The organism is Microaerobacter geothermalis (assembly GCF_021608135.1).
GTDB lineage: Bacteria > Bacillota > Bacilli > DSM-22679 > DSM-22679 > Microaerobacter > Microaerobacter geothermalis.
Genome location: NZ_JAKIHL010000006.1, coordinates 1 through 22,616 on the forward strand (window position 1 = coordinate 1; position 22,616 = coordinate 22,616).

25 protein-coding genes are annotated in these 22,616 nt (G+C 40.6%); 10 read left to right on the plus strand and 15 right to left on the minus strand.

The features are described from left to right. Nucleotides 1–169 precede the first annotated feature (169 nt). The 3 genes from L1765_RS15910 to L1765_RS04700 all read right to left on the minus strand — a co-directional run bounded on the left by L1765_RS15910 (nucleotide 170) and on the right by L1765_RS04700 (nucleotide 1,119). Nucleotides 170–439, minus strand: coding sequence for a M3 family metallopeptidase (locus L1765_RS15910; RefSeq protein WP_329609989.1), 270 nt, complete (start codon nucleotides 437–439; stop codon nucleotides 170–172). Next, the gene (locus L1765_RS15915) at nucleotides 436–705 is read right to left on the minus strand and encodes a M3 family metallopeptidase (RefSeq protein ID WP_268928719.1); all 270 of its coding nucleotides are present in this window, start codon (nucleotides 703–705) and stop codon (nucleotides 436–438) included. The genes L1765_RS15910 and L1765_RS15915 overlap by 4 nt, the downstream gene beginning before the upstream one ends. 144 nt (nucleotides 706–849) lie before the next feature. After that, nucleotides 850–1,119: a M3 family metallopeptidase gene (locus L1765_RS04700; protein ID WP_236405498.1), complete on the minus strand. Its 270-nt coding sequence runs from the start codon at nucleotides 1,117–1,119 to the stop codon at nucleotides 850–852. A gap of 57 nt (nucleotides 1,120–1,176) precedes the next feature. On the opposite strand from L1765_RS04700, the gene L1765_RS04705 reads away from it, so the two are divergent. The 4 genes from L1765_RS04705 to L1765_RS04715 all read left to right on the plus strand — a co-directional run bounded on the left by L1765_RS04705 (nucleotide 1,177) and on the right by L1765_RS04715 (nucleotide 2,089). Beyond that, a complete protein-coding gene (locus tag L1765_RS04705; RefSeq protein WP_236405499.1) occupies nucleotides 1,177–1,332 on the plus strand; it encodes a hypothetical protein in 156 nt (51 codons plus the stop codon). After that, a complete protein-coding gene (locus L1765_RS04710) occupies nucleotides 1,310–1,540 on the plus strand; it encodes a hypothetical protein (RefSeq protein WP_236405500.1) in 231 nt (76 codons plus the stop codon). The genes L1765_RS04705 and L1765_RS04710 overlap by 23 nt, the downstream gene beginning before the upstream one ends. After that, nucleotides 1,537–1,629, plus strand: a complete 93-nt coding sequence (locus L1765_RS16175; RefSeq protein WP_407942201.1) for a hypothetical protein — start codon at nucleotides 1,537–1,539, stop codon at nucleotides 1,627–1,629. Before L1765_RS04710 ends, L1765_RS16175 begins: the two co-directional genes overlap by 4 nt. A gap of 181 nt (nucleotides 1,630–1,810) precedes the next feature. Further along, nucleotides 1,811–2,089 carry a YkvA family protein gene (locus L1765_RS04715; protein ID WP_236405501.1) on the plus strand — a complete coding sequence of 93 codons (279 nt, stop codon included), beginning with the start codon at nucleotides 1,811–1,813 and terminating at the stop codon, nucleotides 2,087–2,089. A 25-nt stretch (nucleotides 2,090–2,114) separates the two neighbouring features. Here the strand turns inward: L1765_RS04715 and L1765_RS04720 are convergent, their stop codons facing one another. From L1765_RS04720 to L1765_RS04735, 4 genes are all read right to left on the minus strand, one after another. Further along, the gene (locus L1765_RS04720) at nucleotides 2,115–2,918 is read right to left on the minus strand and encodes an NAD kinase (RefSeq protein ID WP_236405502.1); all 804 of its coding nucleotides are present in this window, start codon (nucleotides 2,916–2,918) and stop codon (nucleotides 2,115–2,117) included. A gap of 189 nt (nucleotides 2,919–3,107) precedes the next feature. Then, entirely contained in the window at nucleotides 3,108–3,281 is a 174-nt protein-coding gene (locus L1765_RS04725; RefSeq protein ID WP_236405503.1) for a hypothetical protein, read from the minus strand. A gap of 72 nt (nucleotides 3,282–3,353) precedes the next feature. After that, nucleotides 3,354–4,013 carry an endonuclease III gene (gene nth / locus L1765_RS04730; RefSeq protein WP_236405587.1) on the minus strand — a complete coding sequence of 220 codons (660 nt, stop codon included), beginning with the start codon at nucleotides 4,011–4,013 and terminating at the stop codon, nucleotides 3,354–3,356. Between the two features lie 359 nt (nucleotides 4,014–4,372). Further along, nucleotides 4,373–5,095, minus strand: coding sequence for an endonuclease/exonuclease/phosphatase family protein (locus L1765_RS04735; protein WP_236405504.1), 723 nt, complete (start codon nucleotides 5,093–5,095; stop codon nucleotides 4,373–4,375). Nucleotides 5,096–5,221: 126 nt separating this feature from the next. On the opposite strand from L1765_RS04735, the gene L1765_RS04740 reads away from it, so the two are divergent. The 4 genes from L1765_RS04740 (at nucleotide 5,222) to L1765_RS04755 (ending at nucleotide 10,158) form a co-directional block, all read left to right on the plus strand. Beyond that, nucleotides 5,222–6,079, plus strand: a complete 858-nt coding sequence (locus tag L1765_RS04740) for a YitT family protein (protein WP_236405505.1) — start codon at nucleotides 5,222–5,224, stop codon at nucleotides 6,077–6,079. 190 nt (nucleotides 6,080–6,269) lie between these two features. Continuing rightward, nucleotides 6,270–7,841 carry a spore germination protein gene (locus L1765_RS04745; protein ID WP_236405506.1) on the plus strand — a complete coding sequence of 524 codons (1,572 nt, stop codon included), beginning with the start codon at nucleotides 6,270–6,272 and terminating at the stop codon, nucleotides 7,839–7,841. Nucleotides 7,842–7,858: 17 nt separating this feature from the next. Then, nucleotides 7,859–9,058, plus strand: a complete 1,200-nt coding sequence (locus L1765_RS04750) for a Ger(x)C family spore germination protein (RefSeq protein WP_236405507.1) — start codon at nucleotides 7,859–7,861, stop codon at nucleotides 9,056–9,058. After that, the gene (locus tag L1765_RS04755; RefSeq protein WP_236405508.1) at nucleotides 9,055–10,158 is read left to right on the plus strand and encodes a GerAB/ArcD/ProY family transporter; all 1,104 of its coding nucleotides are present in this window, start codon (nucleotides 9,055–9,057) and stop codon (nucleotides 10,156–10,158) included. Before L1765_RS04750 ends, L1765_RS04755 begins: the two co-directional genes overlap by 4 nt. On the opposite strand, the gene L1765_RS04760 is transcribed toward L1765_RS04755, so the two are convergent. The 8 genes from L1765_RS04760 to L1765_RS04795 form a co-directional block, all read right to left on the minus strand. Beyond that, nucleotides 10,100–10,873 (minus strand): glycerophosphodiester phosphodiesterase, encoded by a 774-nt coding sequence (locus L1765_RS04760; RefSeq protein WP_236405509.1) that lies wholly within the window; start codon nucleotides 10,871–10,873, stop codon nucleotides 10,100–10,102. The two genes, L1765_RS04755 and L1765_RS04760, sit on opposite strands and share 59 nt — an antisense overlap. Before the next feature lie 21 nt (nucleotides 10,874–10,894). Continuing rightward, entirely contained in the window at nucleotides 10,895–12,781 is a 1,887-nt protein-coding gene (locus tag L1765_RS04765) for a tetratricopeptide repeat-containing glycosyltransferase family 2 protein (RefSeq protein WP_236405510.1), read from the minus strand. Further along, entirely contained in the window at nucleotides 12,778–14,613 is a 1,836-nt protein-coding gene (locus L1765_RS04770; protein WP_236405511.1) for a glycosyltransferase family 2 protein, read from the minus strand. Before L1765_RS04770 ends, L1765_RS04765 begins: the two co-directional genes overlap by 4 nt. Then, a complete protein-coding gene (locus L1765_RS04775) occupies nucleotides 14,606–16,186 on the minus strand; it encodes a tetratricopeptide repeat protein (RefSeq protein WP_236405512.1) in 1,581 nt (526 codons plus the stop codon). The genes L1765_RS04770 and L1765_RS04775 overlap by 8 nt, the downstream gene beginning before the upstream one ends. Nucleotides 16,187–16,263: 77 nt before the next feature. Beyond that, on the minus strand, nucleotides 16,264–17,310 hold the full coding sequence (locus L1765_RS04780) for a DUF6385 domain-containing protein (RefSeq protein ID WP_236405513.1): 1,047 nt from the start codon (nucleotides 17,308–17,310) through the stop codon (nucleotides 16,264–16,266). Nucleotides 17,311–17,434: 124 nt separating this feature from the next. Beyond that, the gene (locus L1765_RS04785; protein ID WP_236405514.1) at nucleotides 17,435–18,388 is read right to left on the minus strand and encodes a Gfo/Idh/MocA family protein; all 954 of its coding nucleotides are present in this window, start codon (nucleotides 18,386–18,388) and stop codon (nucleotides 17,435–17,437) included. Then, nucleotides 18,375–19,487 (minus strand): DegT/DnrJ/EryC1/StrS family aminotransferase, encoded by a 1,113-nt coding sequence (locus L1765_RS04790; RefSeq protein ID WP_236405515.1) that lies wholly within the window; start codon nucleotides 19,485–19,487, stop codon nucleotides 18,375–18,377. Before L1765_RS04790 ends, L1765_RS04785 begins: the two co-directional genes overlap by 14 nt. Next, nucleotides 19,484–20,212, minus strand: coding sequence for an acyltransferase (locus L1765_RS04795; RefSeq protein WP_236405516.1), 729 nt, complete (start codon nucleotides 20,210–20,212; stop codon nucleotides 19,484–19,486). The genes L1765_RS04790 and L1765_RS04795 overlap by 4 nt, the downstream gene beginning before the upstream one ends. A 356-nt stretch (nucleotides 20,213–20,568) precedes the next feature. On the opposite strand from L1765_RS04795, the gene L1765_RS04800 reads away from it, so the two are divergent. Both L1765_RS04800 and L1765_RS04805 read left to right on the plus strand, forming a co-directional pair. Next, a complete protein-coding gene (locus L1765_RS04800) occupies nucleotides 20,569–21,366 on the plus strand; it encodes a DUF6385 domain-containing protein (RefSeq protein WP_236405517.1) in 798 nt (265 codons plus the stop codon). Nucleotides 21,367–21,368: 2 nt separating this feature from the next. Continuing rightward, complete coding sequence (locus tag L1765_RS04805; RefSeq protein WP_236405518.1) at nucleotides 21,369–22,538, plus strand: glycosyltransferase family 2 protein; 1,170 nt, start codon at nucleotides 21,369–21,371, stop codon at nucleotides 22,536–22,538. The last annotated feature ends 78 nt before the right edge of the window (nucleotides 22,539–22,616 follow it).

Below are 22,616 nucleotides of genomic sequence, written 5' to 3' on the forward strand. Positions count from 1 at the left end.
CTGTTACAACAGATAGGTCATCCTTCATCCCTTAATGGCCCTAATAGCTTGTATCGTGAATGAAATCAAGGGCGAGCGACAGCGAGGGCTTTGCCTTTACCCTTGATGAAATGAGCGATACAAGCTAGCATCCCTCAAGGGATGAAGAACATCTAAAAAAGTGACAGAATCACTGACGTTTTAATATGACATTTTCACTGACGCTTGACACGATATATTTGATTTCCACCCCTGCTTCTTTTAATAAGGTGATCGGGTCTTTTGCTGATCCGCATTTTAGAAAATCAAGATATTGATTTACCGCAGACATTCCTGGTTTACGAATATGATGGGCCAATGCATTGGCTGCGGAAAAGCCGGTGGCACATTGGTACACATAAAAATTTTTATAGAAATGGGGAATTCTAGCCCACTCCACATCAATTACTGGATCAATCACCACTTTTTTTCATAATATTCTTTATTTAATTGGTGATACAATCCCTTCAGATAAGCGGCGGTTAAAACTTCTCCCTCTTCTGCCCTTTCATGAATCAGTTTCTCAAATTCCGCAAACATGGTTTGTCTGAATAAAGTCGTCCTAAATTGCTCCAAATAGTGATTTAAGTAGAATATCAGTTCTTCCTTTGATGAGGCTTGATCGATCTCCCGTTGTTTTTCCCTTTCGGGGGTACACGTCAATCCATCTGTTGTTAAAACCCTCATTTAAAATTTTCCTGTATTCTTCGCCTAAAGGAGACGATCCCTTTTCTACAAGACCATCAGCCTTCCCAAATGGAATTTGTTCATTCTTTTGGCGGATAACGGGAACATAAACGTCATACGTATGCATTTATTTCAGGCCCAATATTATAGGTCTAGCCGTTGATTGACGATATGGACCAAGTTATCGTAGACAGAAACCGGGATTTCCGAGGTTTCCAGGGAAGCTGCCAATGCAGAGGGATAGCCCATGGCTTTGGCATAGAAATGATTGGTGTTTACTTCTGCCTGTAAAATGGAAGCCAAAGTATTTTCATATTGGCCATAGGTTTTATAAACAGAATGAAAGGCATTTTTTCGCATCTCCCTATCCTGGTTTTCCAGGTAGGCAATAAAGTTGGACCCATTCACTTCCATCTCTTCTCCATCCTTGTTTATAATAGATGGAAAGGTCTTATCCGCTTGGGTGAACATTTGAACTGGAAATTGGAAGGTTTATATTCCAATACTAAGCAATGGGAGAATGATTATAAACAGGTGGAAGATGCAGCAAAGGAATTTCAAGCGTATAAAGGACGATTAAGTCGAACATCCCAGGATTTACTGAATGCGTTCAAAGCAGACCTATGAGAAGATTTATGTCTATGTAAAAATAAAGCTGGACGATGACAATCAGAATTTAAGGTCCCAGGAAAGGACAGAAAAAGCAAAAAAGTTAAGCGTGCTCGTAAATGTAAGTATACTATTTTTTAATCCTGAATTGCTTCAAATTCCAAAAGACAAGGTAACCCATTTTCTCAAGAAAAAAAAGAACTGCAAATATACAAAAGGTACATAGAAAAAGTAAAAGCTCAAAAAGACCATATTCAACCGGAAGAAATTGAGCAGATTCTTGTCAACAGCGGACAGTTAGCCCAAGGACCGTAAAGATAGGCTGTGGTTACAAACGATATAATCAGCAATAGAGATATGATATATTTATTCATGGGAATACTCCTTTCAGATGAAGGCAGTCTTCCCTAAAATCCGACAATTTTTGTATAAAATCATCGAGAATTCTCATCTTTTGCGCTTGCCCAGGAAATGCTATAAAACGGAGGGACCTTCAATGAAGAAATTTATTAAAAGATTATCTTTTATTTTTCAGATTCGAAAATCCATACCTTTTATCATTTCGTTTTTCAAATCAAATGATGTTCCTATCATGAAAAAACTGTTGTTTATCAGCCTTGGAATCGGATATTTTTTGTTTCCGTTCGATCTCGTGCCTGACTTTCTAATCCCATTGGGAATCTTTGATGATGTCACACTTCTTGCCTTTATCCTAAACCAGATGGTGAAACATGCTCCGCCCTCGCTTAAAAAAGAATACCAATTAACGGATTAACCCTATGTTGAATTGATATCTTCCCCTAATCAACGGATTCCTGGATAAAGGATTCCTTAACCCTGGTCCAAAAGGGAAACTTGCGATACCGGGCAAACCTTACTTTTTCAGGTGCTACCCGAAAACGAAGTTTATTCACTTCATTTGAATGAACCGTTAAATGATCAATGGTAATAAAAAAATCATGACTATCCGTTCTGGGGATTAAATCACAGACATGATGATGTGGAAAAATAATCGGAGATCCGATTGTACGGAATACCCTATTGTTGATGGACGCAATCTCTGCCAATTGAAAGCTTTCCAGTGAAGGATGGATAATGGCTCCGCCCACGCTTTTGTTATAAGCGGTGCTTCCTGAAGGAGTGGATAAACAAAGACCGTCACCCCTGAATTGTTCAAATTCTTCACCATTTATCTCGATGCCTACCACAAACGTTTTAACCGGACTTTTGATCGTACATTCATTTAAAGCAAGATATCGCTCATTTCCTTTGTTTCCCATGATATTTAACTCCAACAGCGGATAAGTGACGACTTCATATGAGTCCTTTAATACTCGTTCCAACAAAAAATCCACTTCATGGGGCCTCCAATCGGTGTAAAAACCCAATTTCCCTGTGTGCACCCCTAAAAATACGGTTTGATCCAGACAGTGTGTAAAATGATGGAAGGCTTCAAGGAGAGTTCCGTCCCCGCCAACTGAAAAAACCAATTCAGGGTGCTGGTTATCTTCTTGCCAGCCATTTTTTTGTAATTCTTGTCTAATATGAATTACCACTTCATGTGACGCCTGATCTCCTCGGCTAATGATAAAAAATCGTTTCAAATCCTTTTCCCCTTTCCATAATCTCACCCAAGTTTATTTTATAAAGTCCAAATTATTCTCATACATCCTATACATTATATAAGTTGAAGTGAGTATATGCAAAAAGACCACTCCCAAGCGGTCTGTAGATGTTGAACCAAACATTCACAAATAACGAAAAATAAAAAAGCTTCTCTAATTTGAGAAGCTTTAATGAAAAGCTTGGAAAGCCAAATCACATGCAGCTTGATGAAACAGTGGACAGTCATAACAATGTCCCAATTCTGCCATCTCATCATACGAGTGATTATCGTAAGGACATATTTGGTTTCTCATGGAAAAACCTGTTTTATAGTCCACATAGCTGGGATATAAAGCATCCACTTTTTCTCCACCCTTCACACCGTTTATTTCTTAGTTTTGGTAAAGGGACCTTAGACTATACCGATGAATCCTTTAATTTTTGTCATTGTGATTTTTCTTCAATCGTTTTTGCCCCTCACGGCACAGGTCAAAGAGAGGGCAAGAATCACAATTAGGATTTTGTGCCTTGCAATGATATCTCCCAAAAAAGATCAGACGGTGATGGGTCTGTGTCCAATCCTCTTTAGGCACCAAATTCATCAATTTTTTTTCCACTTGAATCGGTGTGTCTTTCCATCGTGCGATACCCAGTCTCTTGGAAACCCTCTCTACATGGGTATCCACCGCAATCGCTGGAGTTCCAAAGGCGTTGGAAACCACAACGTTTGCTGTTTTCCTACCCACTCCTGGAAGTTTCACTAATTCTTCATGTGTTCTGGGAAGCTGTCCATCATATTCCTTTACAAGCATTTCACAAAGTCCTTTTATATTTTTCGCCTTGTTCCGGAATAAACCGATTTGCCTGATATCATTCTCAAGCTCCTCCAGCGGAACCGCTAGATAATCCTCGGGTTTTTTGTATTTTGAAAACAATCGGGGAGTCACCCGGTTTACCATTTCATCGGTACACTGAGCAGACAATAAAACGGCGATGGTTAGTTCAAAAGGATTGGAATGGTTTAATTCACAATGGGCATCAGGAAACATTTCGCCAATGATGTCCAAAATCTTTTTCATTTTATTCTTTGTCATTTTCATGATTCTTTTCCCTTCAAATTTATTTATCCCTTGGGTAACCGCCACTGACTCCCGATAGAACTAAAAATTTACACGTCCGCTAGTCGAGTTCGAGCGAGAAGTAATACAAGTCCGCTCCAAGACTAAAGAACGGAGCCCTCAAAAACATCCGGGTAATTCGATGTTGGAGTCAGTTTGAGGGCTAATTCCCGTTCTCTAGCCCCTCCGCTAAGGACGAACTCGAAGGCTGTCCTTAGTAAATTCTTTGATATGAAAATACCTTTTCATATCAATTTGTGACCCTGCGGGTCATGTAAGTTTAGTTCCATCAATCCATATATTGGGGAGATAAGATTGATGGCGCTAACCTGCTGTCATGTTTTTAATCGTAAAGTGGCGATGACAGGAAGGTGGTCAGACGCTTCATTATAGCCTGTCTCAACTTTACAACTGATGATTTTCAACATATTATTGACAAAAATATAATCGATTCGTTTTCGTGGGTTACCAGAAGGATAGGTGTAACCCGGTCCGGAATGAACAGTTTCCCAGCAATCCCGAAATGAATGCCTAAGTAACGATATTTCTTCCGTCTTTGGCCTGGCGTTAAAATCACCCATAAATATGAGCGGCAAACGGATCTGATGAACTTTTTTCAGGATCTCTTCTACCTGTTTGGCCCTTAAATATTTTAACAAAGTGAGATGGGTAGAAAAAACATGTAGGATTTCTTTTTCAATTCTTGTTTTCACCTCCAACAAGACCCTTGGTTCCATTTTCCCGTGATTTCTTAACGGGTGATTTCTGAAATCAACAATTGGATATCTGGATAAAACAGCATTTCCATATCCTCCCATTTTATTAAAATCCTTAGTCCCAACGGCAGGTGCAAAAGCATGATTCATAAGGAGCCTGTTCGCCAGCCACTCTACCTGATTAACATATTCGCTTCTCTTGGAAAAAAATACATCCACTTCGTTTAATCCGACTATATCTGCCCCTGACTCATGGATAACCCTTGCAATTCTGCTTAAGTTTACCCTCTTATCCATCCCTAATCCGTGGCGAATATTATAGGTCATTACTTTAAATTCCAACCTCCAAACCCCTTTCACCCACAAGGTCATATCTACAGCTGATCAATCGTTTGAATTAGTCATTGCCAACATTAATGGAAATGCTTATAATTAGGTGGTTATTTTAATATTAGGGAGTAAAAAATCATGTTCAAAAAAATGTATATCTATTGCTTTCATATTGTTCTTATCATAATTGGTTCATTTGTAAATGCGATTGCCTTCAATTATCTTATTCTTCCAAACAACATTTTGTCTGGGGGTTTAACCGGTATTACCATCGTAATTAATCATTTTACCGGATTAGGCATAGGTCTTTTGTACTTCTTGTTTAATATACCTATCTTTTTAATTGGATATAAACAGTTGGGCACAAGATTTGTCATATACAGTGCCATTGCTGTTGTTTCCCTTTCTGCCATGATTGATCTGATCAGTCCGGTTAATGCCTATGTAACCAATGATGCTCTACTGGCATCCATTTACGGAGGACTACTGCTGGGAGCCGGAGTGGTCATTTGGTTAAAAATTGGGGGTTCCGGCGGAGGAATGGATATCATCAGCATCTTGCTAAACAGAAAATATGGATATTCAGTGGGTCAAGTGATGTTGATATTAAATGGATTAATCGTCATGCTGTCTGTTTTTCTGTATAGTTTGGAACAGGCCATGTACACATTAATCGCCATATTCGTTACTTCAAAGATGGTGGATGCTCTTCAAACAGCACAAAGCAGAAGAACGGCCATGATCATCTCCAATAAACCAAAGGAAATTACCGAAGAAATTTGGTCAAAGCTGCAGCGGGGAGTCACCTATCTTGATGGATCAGGGGCATATTCCAATACAGAGACCAAGATTATCCTTTGTGTCATGACGCGGTTTGAAATTAAGGAAATAAAGGAGATCGTCCTATCCATAGACCCAAAAGCCTTTATCACCATCTCAACGACTGATGAGGTTGTAGGATCCTTCCGATCAACTAAATACCATATAAAGAAGTGAAAAAGGATTTTTGTTCTTTCCATAGCAACTTCCCCAGTCCTATTTTTCTCAATTTAATATACCATAGTGCAATATATGGAAGAAACTGCGGACATGTAAATCCTTAGTTCCTTTCTATAAACCAGTGTAAACTGGTATAAAGTAGAGGTTCTCGCACAAAATAAGAAAAATACAACGTGGGATGAACCATATGGAAAAACAGACAAAAGCTTACCGGAAACTAAAAGACAATGAACAATACCTGAAAGAAACATTGGGCGGCAGTGCAGATATCGTACACCGCCATTTTGTCATTCCCGGTTTAAATAATCGAAAAGCATTTTTAATTTATATTGACGGGCTGGTTAATACTCAAGAAATTGACGATTCCATTCTGCGTCCCTTGGTATCTTACTCCCAATTTTCCAATGAAGAAGAGTTGATGGTGAAAGTAGACCCCATATCCAGTTTGATGGAAGCCGGAGTTCTGACATCATCCGTTAAGATGATGAAAGAATGGGAACAAATACTGGACAGTATTGTCTGCGGTGATACCGCCCTATTCATTGAGGGCTCTGATAAAGTCATCATCCATGCCACCAGGGGGTGGGATGCCCGTTCCATTTCAGAGCCAATTACCGAGGGTGAGGTAAGAGGGCCTAGGGATGGTTTTATTGAGTCCATCCGATCCAATACCGCTCTGATTAGAAGGCGTATCCGTGATTATGGCCTTCGTTTTGAAAATATGAAAATTGGAAAAATGACAAAAACTGATGTTTCTTTGGCCTATATTGACTGCTTGGCAGACAAAGGCATATTAGAAGAATTAAAAAAACGCTTAAAACGCATAGATGTAGACAGCATTTTGGAAAGCGGATATTTAGAAGAATATATTGAAGATTCCCCCTTCTCCCCTTTTCCTCAAATCGAACATACAGAAAGACCGGATAAAGCAGCTGCAGCCATTTTAGAGGGTCGTATTGTGATTATTGTGGATAATACCCCGTTCGTATTAATGGTTCCCACCGTCATGTGGCAATTTCTTCAAGCCAGCGGGGATTATTATGAAAGATATTTTATGGGCAGTTTTCTCCGATGGATCCGATTTACCGCATTCTTTCTATCTTTAACCCTACCTTCAATCTATGTGCTGCTCGTATCCTTTCATCAGGAAATGATCCCTACTCCGCTAGCTTTAAATACTGCAGCAGGTCGTGAATCCGTTCCCTTTCCGGCCATCATCGAAGCTTTGCTAATGGAAACGATGTTTGAAATCCTCCGGGAAGCAGGAATCCGGATGCCCAGACAAGTTGGGCAGGCCGTAAGTATTGTCGGAGCACTGGTCATTGGGGATGCAGCGGTAAAGGCGGGTATTATTTCTCCTACTATGGTGATTATCATTGCCGCCACAGGCATCTCCTCCTTTGCCATACCTGCCTATACTGTATCCTTTTCCTTGCGTTTGCTTCGCTTTCCCCTTTTACTTTTATCTGGAACTCTTGGTGTATTTGGATTTATCGCCGGAACAATATTTATTGTGATGCATTTATTATCCCTGCGTTCCTTTGGAGCCCCTTACCTAGCTCCAATCAGCCCGCTTCGGATGAAAGATATGAAAGATGTGGCAGTAAGGGTTCCCTGGTGGACCATGTTGCAAAGACCTCAAAATACCCAAGGCCAAAACTCTAAAAGGCAGATTGAGGAGGAAGATTTAAAGCCTAAACCCCCTTCCAACAAAGGCAGATCCTGGAGGAAGATAAGAAACAGGAGAAATGAAGCATGAAAAAGGGGGTTGTGTCCATGTTTGTTTTTGTGATGATTTTCTCTCTTTCTGGCTGCTGGGACTCAAGGGAATTAAATGATTTGGCTCTGGTCATGGCAGTTGGCATTGATAAAGTGAAGAATACCGATGATTTCAGAGTGACCGTTCAAATTGCCAAGCCTTCTGGAGGAGGGCAGCCTGGAAAAGGAGGCTCCGCAGCTGCTGATGAACCTGTCTGGACCGCCAGTGCAGAAGGAAATACTATTTTTGAAGCCATCCGCAATCTGGCTAAATTTTCATCGAGGAGAATCATGTGGGCCCATAACAACATCATTATCATTGGTGAATCAGTTGCCAGGGACGATATTACCCCGGTGATTGATTTCTTCACCCGTAATGTAGAACTGCGCATGAGAACCTGGGTGGCTGTTGCCAGAGGTGAAGCCAGGAATTATGTCTCTGCAAAAACAGGCTTGGAAAATATTCCTGCCATGTCCATTTCCAGCCTATTCCGATACAGTGAGCTTCCGTCTGAGAGTGTGAAAACGGAAGTGATTGATTTATTTTCCGATTTTTTAAGCGATTCCATTCAGCCCATGGTATCCGGTTTACGAATGAGAGAACGGGTCATTTCTACGGAAAATAAACAGGAACACGGAGGAGAAAAACAGGTAGAATTGGCAGGTGGAGCGGTGTTTAAGGATACGAAGCTGGTCGGGTGGGTTTCTCCGGAAGAAACCAGGGGACTTGCCTGGATTCGCAATGAAATGAATAATGCCATTATCACCGTACCATGCGGAAAGAACAAAAAAAAGCAAATCTCCATAGAATTAAGATATGCTCAAACCGATTTGATTTCCAAAATTGACAACAACATGCCATCGATTACCATCAAGGCATCTGCCAGGGGAGACATAACCGAACAGGACTGTTTGACCCATCTAAGTACGGAACAATTGAAAGAGAAAGTGGAGCAATTGGCAAATGACGAGATTAGAAATGAGATTAAACTAGGTGTGAAAAAAGTACAAAAGGAGTTTAAAAGCGATATACTGGGTTTTGGCAGAACGATTCATATCCAGCATCGGGAAAAATGGTATGGCGGTATTAAAGAAAAATGGGAAGAAATTTTCCCAGAGATTCCGGTTACCGTTCAGGTGGACATTCACATCAATAAAATGTCCTTGTATCAAGAACCGATGAAAATTGAGAAGGTGGAAAGTGGGAATTACAAATGAGAAATGCCAAAATCGATCAAATTCAATACTTTTCCTTATTCCCCAATTTAGTATTTGGAAAAGCCATTGGATTTACCTCAGGAGTTCTATCGAGACAAGTGGGAGCCGACGTTTGGACATCGATGCTCATTGGGTTTGTCATCGGAACCCTTATCATGCTTTTTATGACATTCATTGGCTCCCGCTTTCCCGATAAAACCATCCTCCAATATTCATCTCACCTTTTAGGTAAATGGCCGGCAAAATGGATAGGAGTTATCCTTTTTCTTTTTTTCTCAGTAGCCTTCACCACGTCTGCCAATGTCATCACCCTCCACATCAAGGAATATCTGCTGCCGGAAACTCCGATGATCGTTCTTACTGTCAGCTATGTGCTGTTATCGATGTATGGAGTGATTTTAGGGATTGAAGTGATTCTTCGCTTGGCACTGTTTGCCTTGATCATGACGATTCTGTTGGATTTTTTGATGGTGATAGGGTCTATCGCCAAATTTGATATCATGAACCTGCTTCCCCTCTTTGATCGAGGAATCGTCAAAAATATAACTTCTAGCATCTATCTATTTCCTGATCTTTCTTTTGCTGTCCTAGCCGTTGGAATGCTTTTTCCTCTATTAAATCAAAAGAAAAAAGCCTATTCCCTTACCTTCAAGTCCATGATAGCTGCAACATTATTAACAGTTACCTGGCCTTTATTTGAAATTGGAGTGATGGGTGCGGATATTACCAAACAGTATGTGGTAACCTGTATGCAGATGGCTAGAAGCGCCCAGTTAACCCTATATTTACCGCGCTATGAGTTAATTATGATGATTTTATTTGTATGGGGAGTCATCATTCAGTCCATGGTGATGTTTTATTGTGCCATGTACAGCTTCAAACAAACGACCGGGATAAAAAAAGACTGGTACATCATACTTCCCCTTAGCCTGATATTAATGATCGGTACTTATCTACTGGGTTATGATCATAATCGTTTTGTGGACTTCCTTACCACACCCTGGCCCCAAATCACGACGTCGCTCAGTACTGGATTGCCTGTCATTCTGTTTTTGGCTGCTTTGATCCGCGGCAAACTGAAGAGAACTGATGCTGAATAAGCTTTTTTGTTTTCCCCGGTTTATTCGTGATGAATGAATCCACCCCCAAACGAACCATCTTCAGTATGGTTTCTCTTCTGTCGATCGTATAGGGACATACTTTAAGGCCATGGCTTTGGGCTTGTTCCATAAACCCCTCATTGACATATTTCCAGGGTGCATGTATTTGTGATGCCCCAACCTCTTTGGCCAGTTGAAAAGGGGTTCTGAACATGGGAAAATAAAGCATTGCCGTCTCTATATCGGGACCCCATTTTTTACACTCCCTTAAGCTATTAGGAACAAATGATGAAAGGATAACATGATCTTGCAATTGGTAGTTCTCTACTAAATGGATTACCTTTTTCTCTAGCTCAGGATATGGCAAGAAAGCATTCTTCAATTCAATGATTAACGGCAACCGATGTCTAGAAATGTAAGATAAAAGTTCATCCAGCAATAAGATTCTCTCATTGGAAAACTTCTTGTGAAACCATGATCCGATATCAATTTGTTTCAGTTCATCAGCATAATAATCCTTTATAAAGCCCTGAAGGCTGGTTATTCGCTCCAGGTTTTCATCATGGAAAATAACAACCTTGTTATCCTTGGAAAGCTGAACATCAAATTCCAGGCCATCTGTTCCTTGTTCCAATGCTTTTAAAAAGGCGGCTTTTGTATTTTCAGGAGCTTCTGATGAAGCCCCCCTATGGGCAAATACAAGAGGCGGTTTCATATCCTTTCACCTGTTTCATGATTAGCTATCTACCAGCAAAAAGTATTGTAATCCGGAATGGGATCCGCTATAAAGGGATGATAGGCCAATGATCGGTTCAATACGCCAAGGATATTTCGAACGTAAGTCGGTCAGCCATTGGTAAGAGTTCTTCACATCATTTAATGTAAGAGACAACAATGTCAGAAAGATCTGTTCTTCATAAGAACATTCCTGATAGTGATCTTTCATGATCAATACTACCCTTTCTTTTATATGTGCCGGTGCTTGAAATATTCCGGGAAACCATTCTTTTTCAATTTTTCGTTGTGTATAAGGAAGCAAGTGTTGAAACAAATGTAAAAAAGCGTCCCAAGCTTTAACCAATATCAGTGAATAAAGAAGCTGTTTACACGTTTCCTGGTTGATTTCTTGAGATATAGAATGATTTAATAGCACTTCAATGATTGGGAATAGGGTGTGGTCCATCTGAGATGCCTGATATAATCCATCAAGATTAAAATATGCATGATGGGGTTGGCTGGTTATTGCCCAACGGTAAATCAAATAGTGGGGTTTTGGATTTTGCCCAATGATTTGATTTAGCAAAAAAATGGCCTGATCACAATTCCCTGACTGGGCAAAAAATACGGACCGGAGAAAAATCATCTCCTCATGTTCCTCATCCATTGTGTTAAGCACATCAAGGGCTTCTTTTGCCCAGGCCCACTTCATGGCGTATAAGAAAAAAGATCTCCACTTCAATTCGCTGTCCATTTCCTCAAAGGTTTCATAGATGACAGATAAAATTTTTTCCAGAGGAAATGTGAGAAAAGCAATATCCAGCCAACGGTAATAACTGGCTGTAAGTGATATATTTAATTGAAGGGATGCTTCATAGTGGGAAGCACTCTCTTCCCAGTTGTAAAGCCTTTCACAAACCAATCCGAGCAAAAAACGGGTTCGGTATGTTCCGGCCCCGGATGATGTGGTGTACTTATCTGAAATATCCTCAATACCAAGACACCGGGTTAGCTCACGATATGCTTCTTCCAATTGCCCTTCTTCCATCAGCAAAAATGAGCGCAGTTCAATTAAATCCACATAATCAGGGTAGTAGCATATCCCCTGATGGGCCAAATCCAAAGCTTTTTTTCTCTCCCCAAGCTCTTTATAGGCGTATACTGTTTTAAACAACAAAGCGGAAGCATAGCCGTCCATAACGGATACGTGAGGCAATATATTTTCATAGATAAATATGGCCTTATCGTATATTTCCCGTTGAAAAAATTCCGTACCCAATACATATTGATAATACAGATTGTCCGGTTCTTCTTCCATTGTTTTTTGCAGCAGAGTTAAATTCCTATTCTCTTTTTCTTTTGCTGAAATCACCTCAGTCAAATATCCATAATGATGAACACAGATATCCGTATGTTTTATTTCCTTTTTCGGATACTGTTCATTCAAGCTGAGGGTAATATCTTCGTGAATCCTGCCTTTATAAAAGATTCCAGGAAGATTGCGAAACAGGCGGCAACCAGTATCTATTTCGAAATTGCTCCCTTTCTGCTTGCCATAATAATTCATCACCTTTACGTAGTAACCAGAAACGTTTGAATCCTGCAGCAGTTGATGCAGTTTTTCTCTGTCCACATCTTCCATTTGTTCATCGGCATCCAAAACTAAGATCCAGGAAGACTTCGCATAGGATAAAGCTAGATTGCGAGCCTCAGCAAAATGATGATTCCAGTTCATTGAAATCACTTTGGCCCCGTACTCTTTGGCTATTGAAACCGTTTGATCGGTTGAACCGGTATCAATAAGAATGATTTCCGATACATACGGTTTAGCCGATTCCAAACACCGGGCCAGGAACTGCTCCTCATCTTTTACAACCATACATAGGGAAATATCGAAAGGACTCATAAGATTTCACCCATAAACAACTCGTCAATCAGCGTGAGCAAACGCTGCTTTACCTCATTCCATGGGGCTTCATACCGGAGGTTTTCTTCAGTAGTCAACAACAGTTGGTGAACTCGAATATTCAGGGCTTTAATTAAAGCAAACTGCCCTTCAATTTTTTGCTTGGCGTCATTGGTGAACTGGATTAATGCACGCCAATAAGACTTGATTCGAATCTTCAGCTCCGGCTGCTGCTCTTTCTCAGCCAGCTGATAAAGAAAACTCAGCTCGTTCCAAGTCCAATTGGGCAAGACTTGTACCAATTCCATAGGAATGTGATACTGCTCATCATCATGAACAATAAACTGATATAAATTTAACAGAAGCTTATCACCTTCTTGCTGTTCAATTACTTTTATCCACTCCCATGCACGATCCGCCTCATTAAGCTTCAACGATAAATAAAATTGAAGTTTGGCTTCGGTAAAAGGATCAACATCCAATGATTGAACAAATTCCTCCGTCTCCTTTTTATCAGAAAGCAGGAGGACACAACGGGTATATAACCAGGCCTTCTCAAGTTCTTTTTCCCCAGGGACAGGATATCTTTCCAAAACCTGAATCACCAGATGAAATAACCCAAGTTGATAGAAAGAAAGGGCAATGCTCCACCATGTCTTGGGAGACTGAATTCGAAAAAGATGTTCTATTTTATCCAGCAGTCGACTCAATCCCGATGAATCCCGGACCAGTAAGGATATCAAACGCAAAAAAGGGGGAAGGGAGTTTGGTTTATATTGCAAAGTGGTCATGTAACAGGATATTGCCTGATCAAAGCGATTCATTTGTTCATAGGTTTTTCCAAGAAAAAAACTGGCATAATAAGTTCCAGCCCCCTGGTTTGAGCTGTAGTGGAGAGGTGCCTCACCGATCTCCAGGGCATTTAAAAAGGCCACTTCTGCCTGATCCCATTCCTTTCGCAAATAATGGAATACCCCTTTGCTTAAGTACAGATCCGGGTAATCCGGAAAGTCGGTAATAGCTTGTTCACATACTTTAATCGCTTCATCGATTCTTCCAAGATACTCCAGGCAGTCTATCTCACGTTTTACAATGATATGGCCATAGCTTATTTTCTTAATATCCGTTAGATTTTTTGCCTTCCTCAGCTCCTCCAAAGCCCGCTCATACTTCATGATGCGAATGTATTCAACAGCCATATTATAGCGGTGAAAACATTCATCCGGTGTGTCTTCCAACTCTTTTTCCAAAATTTTTATGTTTCGCTCTGACTTGCTTTTTTCATGAACCACCTCCAGGAGATACCCGTCATGTTTAATTTGGATATCTAGGAATTGGAATTTAGCCTTAGGATTTGCTTTAAAAATGGGGTCAGCGATTTGTTCATGGATTCTTCCCTTATAGCGGTAACCCGGAAGATTTCGAAAAACCCGAACAGAGGGATTTACAGAAGAACCTAACCTTTTTTTCTCCAAACCATAGTAACTGACGCACTGAAGAAAAAAAGCATCAAACGAAGGGTTTTCTTCGATATGTTGACGAAGCAACTTCCCCTCTTCCTGCAGAAGAAACTCATCGGCGTCCAAAATTAGGATCCACTTTCCCCTGGCATGTTCAATGGCTGTATTGCGTGCTTTGGCAAAGTCGTTTTCCCATTCCATATAGAAAACCCGTGCCCCTTCTTTTTCAGCAATCTCAACCGTTCGATCTGTGGAGCCTGTGTCCACAATCACGATTTCATCAACCGTCCCTTTGACATTTTCCAGGCATCGGTGTAACACTTTCTCCTCATTTTTTACAATCATGCATAAAGAGAGTAAAATTTCAGACATAGTAGTTCTTCCTTTCCATTCCTGACCATTGGGTCAACGCATGGGTGTGTTCCAGTCGCTCAATATTCATTCTTACTTTCTCCTTCTCTTCCCTGAGAAACGTTGAGGAGGGAAACATGGTTAATGACTCATTTAATAACTGATAACTTTGTTGCAGGTTAGATAAAATCAAGGCTGTTCTTAATGAAGCGTCGGATGGGAACTGACTCAGCACATAATCAAAAAATGAAGCAGCTTCTTCATATTTTCCCTGATGATACAAAATTTCTCCCAAATATCGATACCCCTCATGATCCAGCTTCTGTTTTTCCAATGCTTCAATAAAACAGCTTGCGGATCTCATGACATATCCTTTCTGGTACAATTTTTTTCCGAGAAAAAGTTCATCCTCGAAGGGTTGATGGAGCATTTCAGCAACATGAACAAGTCTTAGTTCCAAAGCACGGTTCAGCAAGAGAGAAAGCAGTTCACGGTCCCTTTTGGAAACCGATTGTGGTGAAATGGATGAACTCGCGGTTAATAATTGAATAAATAGGGGGCCTTCCTCCTGCATTTCTATTTTTTTCAACTGCTGATAAGGAACAGGAAGTTTTTCTGACAGATAGCACAAAATGAGATCCAGCAACAGGTTTGGCTGAAGTTCCCATTTATCCTGCAACCAATCAATCGCCTGAGGAATCTGACCGGTCATAATCAAACATTCGTACTTACGAGTTGTTAAACCTGTTTCCTGAATCATTTTCATCGCCGCCGAAAAAGTTCCGATTTGAACCATCACTTCGATCAGATGCTCTTTAGAATATTCTCCTTCCTCAAAAAAATCATCCAGCTGTCGAAGAATATCTTCTTCTTTATGCCCTTCTCTTTCCATAAGTTCCGCCCAGCAAACCAGCCCTTCAGCTTGTTCCGATTCATGAAAAGAGCATTGATAGGCAGTTACAGCTTTTTTATAATCACCCGTTTTTTCTGCAATTTTTCCCTGCAGCAAAAACAGGTTTGCTTTACTTATTTCTGCTTGATCATCATGTATTTCTATCCCTTTTTCAACTGCAACGGCTGCTTCATGATAACGATGGGTCTGATCGTACAAATGAGCAAGTAAATAACACATGTCTGCTACCGGATTCTCTGCTATTCCATTTTTCACAATTGTTTCCGCCTCTGCCCAGTCCCCTTTCTCCAGCAAATAAATAGTCCGATTTTTCCTCCAGCCTTCTTTTTCCCATTCTATCTCTTTCCGTTTAATCTCCAGTAAGGAAGGTGGTGATGCTTTACCAAAACTTACTGCATCAAGAAGAGAAGAAAATGTGAGAAACGTTTCTGTTTGATACAACCGTTGATAAGCTTTTTGGTAAATTGATAAATCTTCGAACCAGTAATCTTTGGCTATGAGATTCTCGTTGGAATATAAAAGCAACACCCATTTGACGGATAATTGATTTAGTCTTTTTTGCACCTGATGCCATGTTTGTCCTTTTTCGGGATCATAGTAAATGACATCTTGGAAACATTGATACTCTATTTTGGGGGTATGATTATCTACACAAACGATGATCAGGGCTATCCTTTCCAAGCTTCATCCCTCTTTCCTAGAAAAAAAGAGCATATGAAAAATTCATATACCCTTTATTCATCATTATGTTTTTTGGATTATACTTGTGCATCAAGATAAACATCGATGGTTGAATTCCCGGCGGTCTTATAACTTAAGCGGGTATATTTCAGGAACCTGATTGATGTTAAAACTTCTACACTGCCTGCGGCAAGAGATGACACAGAGTTATCCACAAACCAGTTGTTTCCGTCAGAACTGATTTCTACTTGCAAGTCGACAACACTGCTTCCTGTCTGGTTTACGATAAAGTAGGAATAGGTCTTGTACTTATAGGTATCACGGGTGATGGTTGAAGATGAAATTGGTGTAAATGAAGTATTAGTAAAATTAAGATCCGTTGTGCTAAACTGGGTAAAGTTTGCTTCTGATATGGTGGTGATCGTACCGGCTGTAATTGTTGCCCCTGAGACAGCAGCAAGCGTACCAGTGGTAATCGTTGCTCCCGATACCGCCGCCAATGTTCCGGTCACGAGGGCCGATATCGTACTTACTGTCCCGACTGAGGTTAATGTTCCTGCTTCAATGGCTGATATTGTGCTAACCGTTCCTACTGACGTTAAGGTTCCCGCTGTAATCGTTGCCCCTGAGACAGCAGCAAGCGTACCAGTGGTAATCGTTGCTCCCGATACCGCCGCCAATGTTCCGGTCACAAGGGCCGATATCGTACTTACTGTCCCGACTGAGGTTAATGTTCCTGCTTCAATGGCTGATATTGTGCTGACCGTTCCTACTGACGTTAAGGTTCCCGCTGTAATCGTTGCTCCCGATACCGCCGCAAGCGTACCAGTGGTAATCGTTGCTCCTGACACCGCCTCCAATGTTCCGGTCACAAGGGCCGATATCGTACTTACTGTCCCGACTGAGGTTAATGTTCCTGCTTCAATGGCTGATATTGTGCTGACCGTTCCTACTGACGTTAAGGTACCAGCTGAAATGGCTGATATGGTATCGACTGTAGCCATGTTTAACTTACCATTGGTATCGGTGTTTAAAACCTGTGTCGTCGTTCCCCCATCATTACTGCCGTAAATTAATGCTTTCAAACTGTCCGGTCTTGGGTTAAATACAGCAAAGTTTGGCATTCTTAACTCACTCCCCCTGATATAAAATGGACGCAATATAAGATATGAAAGGGAGTGACTACTTGATATGGGTACAAGTGCAAATAGAAAAAAAAGGGATAATGCCTATCCAAGAGTAAAATGTTTAGTTTGTTCTTATGCACTCTTTAATTTTTAAAGCTGCTTCCAATGCTTTCATTGCCTCATGGGGTCCTGCTTTAGGGGGTTGATGGGTTTGGGCAGACTGAATAAAATGCTCTACTTCAGCAAACAGAGGCTCAACATAAGGAACCAGTATTTTTTCAACAATGCTTTCCTGATGATAAGATGAATTTTCCGTTAATAATGAATTGGTTTTTCGATACACATACAATTCCCTTGTTAAATAATTGGTTTTTATATACCTCTCTGATTCGGTAATTTCCAATGTTCTTATTTTCTCTTGAGAAATCCGGCTGGCCACCAGGTTGGCGATCATCCCATTCTCAAAAGAAAGCAAAGCAGAAGCAATGTCTAACTGTCTTTCATGGAAAAGCGATACACCAGCCGCAGACATTCTTTTTATCTTACTTTTTACCAAATGCAAAATAATATCAATGTCATGGATCATCAAATCAAGAATCACATCAACATCCATGTTTCTCTGGGGAGCTCCCAGGCGCCTTGCCTCGAGAGAGATCATTTTTTGGGGATGCAGCACCTCAGATAATAGTTGCACAGCCGGATTAAATCTTTCTATATGTCCAACCTGTAAAATGACTTGTTTTTTTTCCATTAAATGAATGAGTTGTTTGGCTTCTTCCAATGATGGTACAAACGGCTTTTCAACAAGGACGTGCTTTCCCCTGAGAATTGCCTGCTCTGTTAAAACATAATGGGTTAATGATGGTGCAGCCACAATCACGGCATCAACTGCTTTTAACAGATCCTCATAAGATAAAAATGGTTGAACCTGATGCTTTGCAGCAATTTGTTCACATTTCATCTGATTGATATCATATACACCAACAAAATCAGCTGACTTTAACATTTGTAAAACCCGGCAGTGATTCGCCCCCATACTGCCAACCCCAACAACTCCTATTTTAAGTGGTTTCATTTTTACCACCCAAATATTGTTGAATGGAGGTAATTACGCGTTCCTGTTGAGATTCAGCTAACATTGGATAGATGGGCAGAGCCAGAATTCGTTTTGCCGTTTGTTCAGCTGCAGGAAAATCTCCTGTCCTATAACCAAGATGACAAAAAGCCTGCTGCAGATGAAGGGGGATAGGGTAATAAATCGCTGTTGCAATCCCTTGTTGATAAAGAAACTCCGCCAGTTCATCCCTAAATTCCGTTTCAATACAATATTGGTGAAAAATATGTTCCCTTCCTTCTGCAATAATCGGCGTATGAACCAAGTTTGCCAAATTTTTTGAATACCTGGCGGCAATTTCTCTTCGCTTTTGATTCCATTGGGGGAGTTTCTCCATCTTTACTTGCAATATGGCTGCCTGGATCTCATCCAAACGGCTGTTTAAACCAATACAAGTATGAACATATTTTTTATAGCTTCCATGATTTCGTAGAGCAGATATCTTTTCATACAGAGCTTCATCGTTGGTAACCACCATTCCCCCATCCCCATATGCTCCCAGGTTTTTCGACGGAAAAAAAGAAAAACAGGCGATTTCACCATAGGAACCGACGGGCTTTCCCTGATAAGCTGCACCCATAGCTTGGCAGGCATCTTCAATCACCTGTAATCGGTAGCTGTTGGCAATATCCATAATCGGCTTCATCTCTGCCGCCTGACCAAACAAATGAACAACAATGATTGCCCTTGTGTTTTTCGATATTTTTTCTTCAATCAAGTCAGGATTTATATTATAGGTTTCCGGATCGATATCGACAAAAACAGGCGTGGCTCCTACCCGGGCAATCACCTCCGCCGTGGCAAAAAAGGAATACGGAGTCGTGATGATTTCATCTCCGGGACCAATACCTAGTGCTTCTAAAGAAAGCAAGAGAGCATCAGTTCCGTTTCCAACACCGATGGCATAGGAAGTTCCAATCAAGTTGGCTATCGCTTTTTCAAGTTCCTTCCCTTTCTCTCCCAGAATAAATGAACCGCTTTCTAATACTCCTTTAATTGCCGCTTCAATTTGCTTCTTTAGTTCTTCATATTCTTTCTTTAAATCAATAAGAGGTATCATGGTTTACACTCCTGATCATCGTTGTTTCCCCTTTTCTTTATCTCTCTGGCAGGGACGCCCGCCACGGTTTGAAAGTTAGGAACATGTTTGGTCACCACTGAACCGGCTCCGACTACCGCATGCTTTCCAATAGTAATTCCCGGCAGTAAGCTGGCATTATTCCCTATTTTTGCTCCTTCCCGGATATGAGGTCCTTTCAATGTGTAAGCTTCGGCTCCCATATATTTGTCATTGGACATGGAAACACAAGGCCCTAAGAAAACATGATCTTCTAAGATCGTATCCCCTGTTACGTAAGCCAGTGTCTGAATGGTACAATATGCTCCGATCGTAGTATTAAGTTCAATCATCGCTCCCCTGCCGATAACCGTCCTTTTTCCAATAAAAACATTTTCCCGGATACTCGCCTGATCTGCGATAAATACCTCTTCATCAATAACTGTTCCGGAATATATGGTAACATGGTTTCCAATTTGACTGTTGGATTGAATCATCAAATGTTTTGAAACGGAGGATTGGGATTTTCGCATTTGCTTGTTACCCTTTGGCTGAATACCAAGGACAGAGTGTGAACCAATGGAGACATGATCACCAACTTGTGTACCCCTTAATATGACGGTATGATGGCCAATCGTCACATGTTCCCCCAATTTTACGCCTTCCTCAATGACGACATACTCCCCGATATGACTGCTTGAAGGAAGGTGAACCGATCCGTGAATCATAAACATCCCTACTTTAGATTTTCTTTTACCTTCTATATAGACGGAATTAAAGAATTCACTAAGGACTGTCTTCGAGTTCGTGCTAAGCGAAAAGGCTAAAGAACGGGAATTAGCCCTCAAACTGACTCCACCTTTGAAATACCCAGATGTTTTTGAGGTTCCGTTCTTGAGACTTGAAGCGGACCTGAATCACTTCATAGACGAACTCGACTAGCGGACATGTGAATCTTTAATTCCACATCTATATCTTCAAACTATGTAAGTCAAAGAAAATCGTGAAACTATTTTTCACTGATCAGGAGTAACTTTCATACAATGCAATAATGACTCTGTACCAAATGATGGGAGGTAATCGGATGAATAAGCACCTGCCAAAACTTTTTCATGTCGCTCAAGATATCCAGCAGGTTGTAAAAACGATCTATATCAATCAAAATCGTCCCTCCCATGCCCGGGTAAGGACCATAGAGAATGATCATTTTTTGAGCAGACACAGCACCATGAAACAATCGAAAATAAAGAAGGTTTCTGTAAAAGGATCCGCAATAAAAAAGATGAAGGTGAAAGAATCCAAGATTAATCATTTAACCGTCGAAGATTTTTTCGCCGATAAAATTTCCGCAGACAAGATAAAAGGAGAAAAACTATATGTAGAAAAATTGGAAATCAGTAAAAATGATCCCCTCAATATTCGACCTTTGGAATCTTATAAGGATAGTCTTTTAATATATGGAAGAACAAAAGACGGCGAGCTGAAGCCTGTTAAAGTAGATGAAGAAGGAAAATTATATGTCACAGGTGAATTTTCCATTACCATTTCCCCAGTTGAATATCTTGAAGAGGCGTATCCTGATTTAACGGCTGATTGCGTGATAAAATCTATCCCTTTCTTGGATATGTCCCTTACTCAGGTAGGAAGTTTTGCCGTGATAAACCACGGGCCTTCCACTGTGGTTGCCCAAGTAGAGATTTCTCCCGATAAAATCAGCTATCAAACCGATACTCCATCTGAAGAAATCGAAGCAGGGAGAATGAAAGTTCTGGTGGCACCAACATTTTTGAAATATGCCAGGATATCCTATAAAACGACTTTGCCCGGAACATTAAGTAAAATCACCATTTACTTTCAGGGACAGGGAGCGAAGGTGGTGTAAAAATGAATGTCAGCATTATCATTCCCACCCATCATTCCCCCGGTTATCTTGAACTTACCCTCGCTTCATTTGTTATCCAAAAATTCCCTAGCGGAAAAATTGAGATTTTGGTCATTGATGACAGCCCCTGCCAAGATGTTTTCTCCATTTTAATCAAACAATCTCCTCCCCTTAACATCCGTTACTTTTGGACAGGGGGGAACAAAGGAACCTGTATCGCAAGAAATTTGGGGATTAAAGAAGCAAGGGGAGAACTGATCATTTTTTGCGATGATGACATGATCGTTCCTCCCCACTTTATTGAGGGTCATGTATCCCTACATCAAAGATTTAGTGAAAGTTATCCTTATATTGTGACAGGTTCCTGTTTTAGGAGACTGATCTTCTCTCATCTGTTTCCCGGTTTGACTCCTTTTCAGCAAAAGTGTCTGAAAGAACTGGAAACTGCTAAAGAGCTGACGACCTTTGAAATCATCCCGTCTACTCTGACACCACTTTTATCACAACATGATATTTTGGAAAACACCCCTCTCTTTAACCAGCTCATCTACGATCAAAAGAAAGTGAATAAAATCTGGCAAGAGGCTTTTCTCAAACATGGCTATCGCCTTGACTATCGATTTGGTGCTCCATGGATACTTTTCCTTCCTGGAAATCTGTCGGTACAAAGGAAGCACCTATTAGAAAACGGTTTATTTGATGAAAACTTGACTGGTTACGGTGCCAGAGACATGGAATTGGGATATCGGTTGTACAAGAATGGTGCGGTTTTTGAATTTTCTCCACATTTGGTTTCTCTGCATCAGGAGCACCCCAGAGATCTGAAAAAAATGAAATCAGAAGATAAAGCCAACATGAAATCGATTGCTGAAAAATATCAGGCCATAGAATTTTACTTATTTCCCTATCGTTTTCGCTGGGGATTAAGCTTTTTTGGAACGGTCATTTACCAATTCTATGCCTATCTTAAGACAAACCCTAATTCTTTGTTCGCTGCCCATTTTCTCGAAATGGCAAAATTACACTTTACAAAATATATCTCTCATCTTGAATCACATGCCCCTTCTATTTGGACAGAACGGAATGGACTCAAGGATGAATTGTCCCTTCTCTCAAAAAATGACGCTTTTACAGCCTTGTATCTAGCCTATCTTCAACTGAAAGGGGGATAATTAGGCCAATCACTAATCACTCCCCTAATTTTGCATACATATGAATGTTACAGGATCATTTATAACAAAAAATAGGGT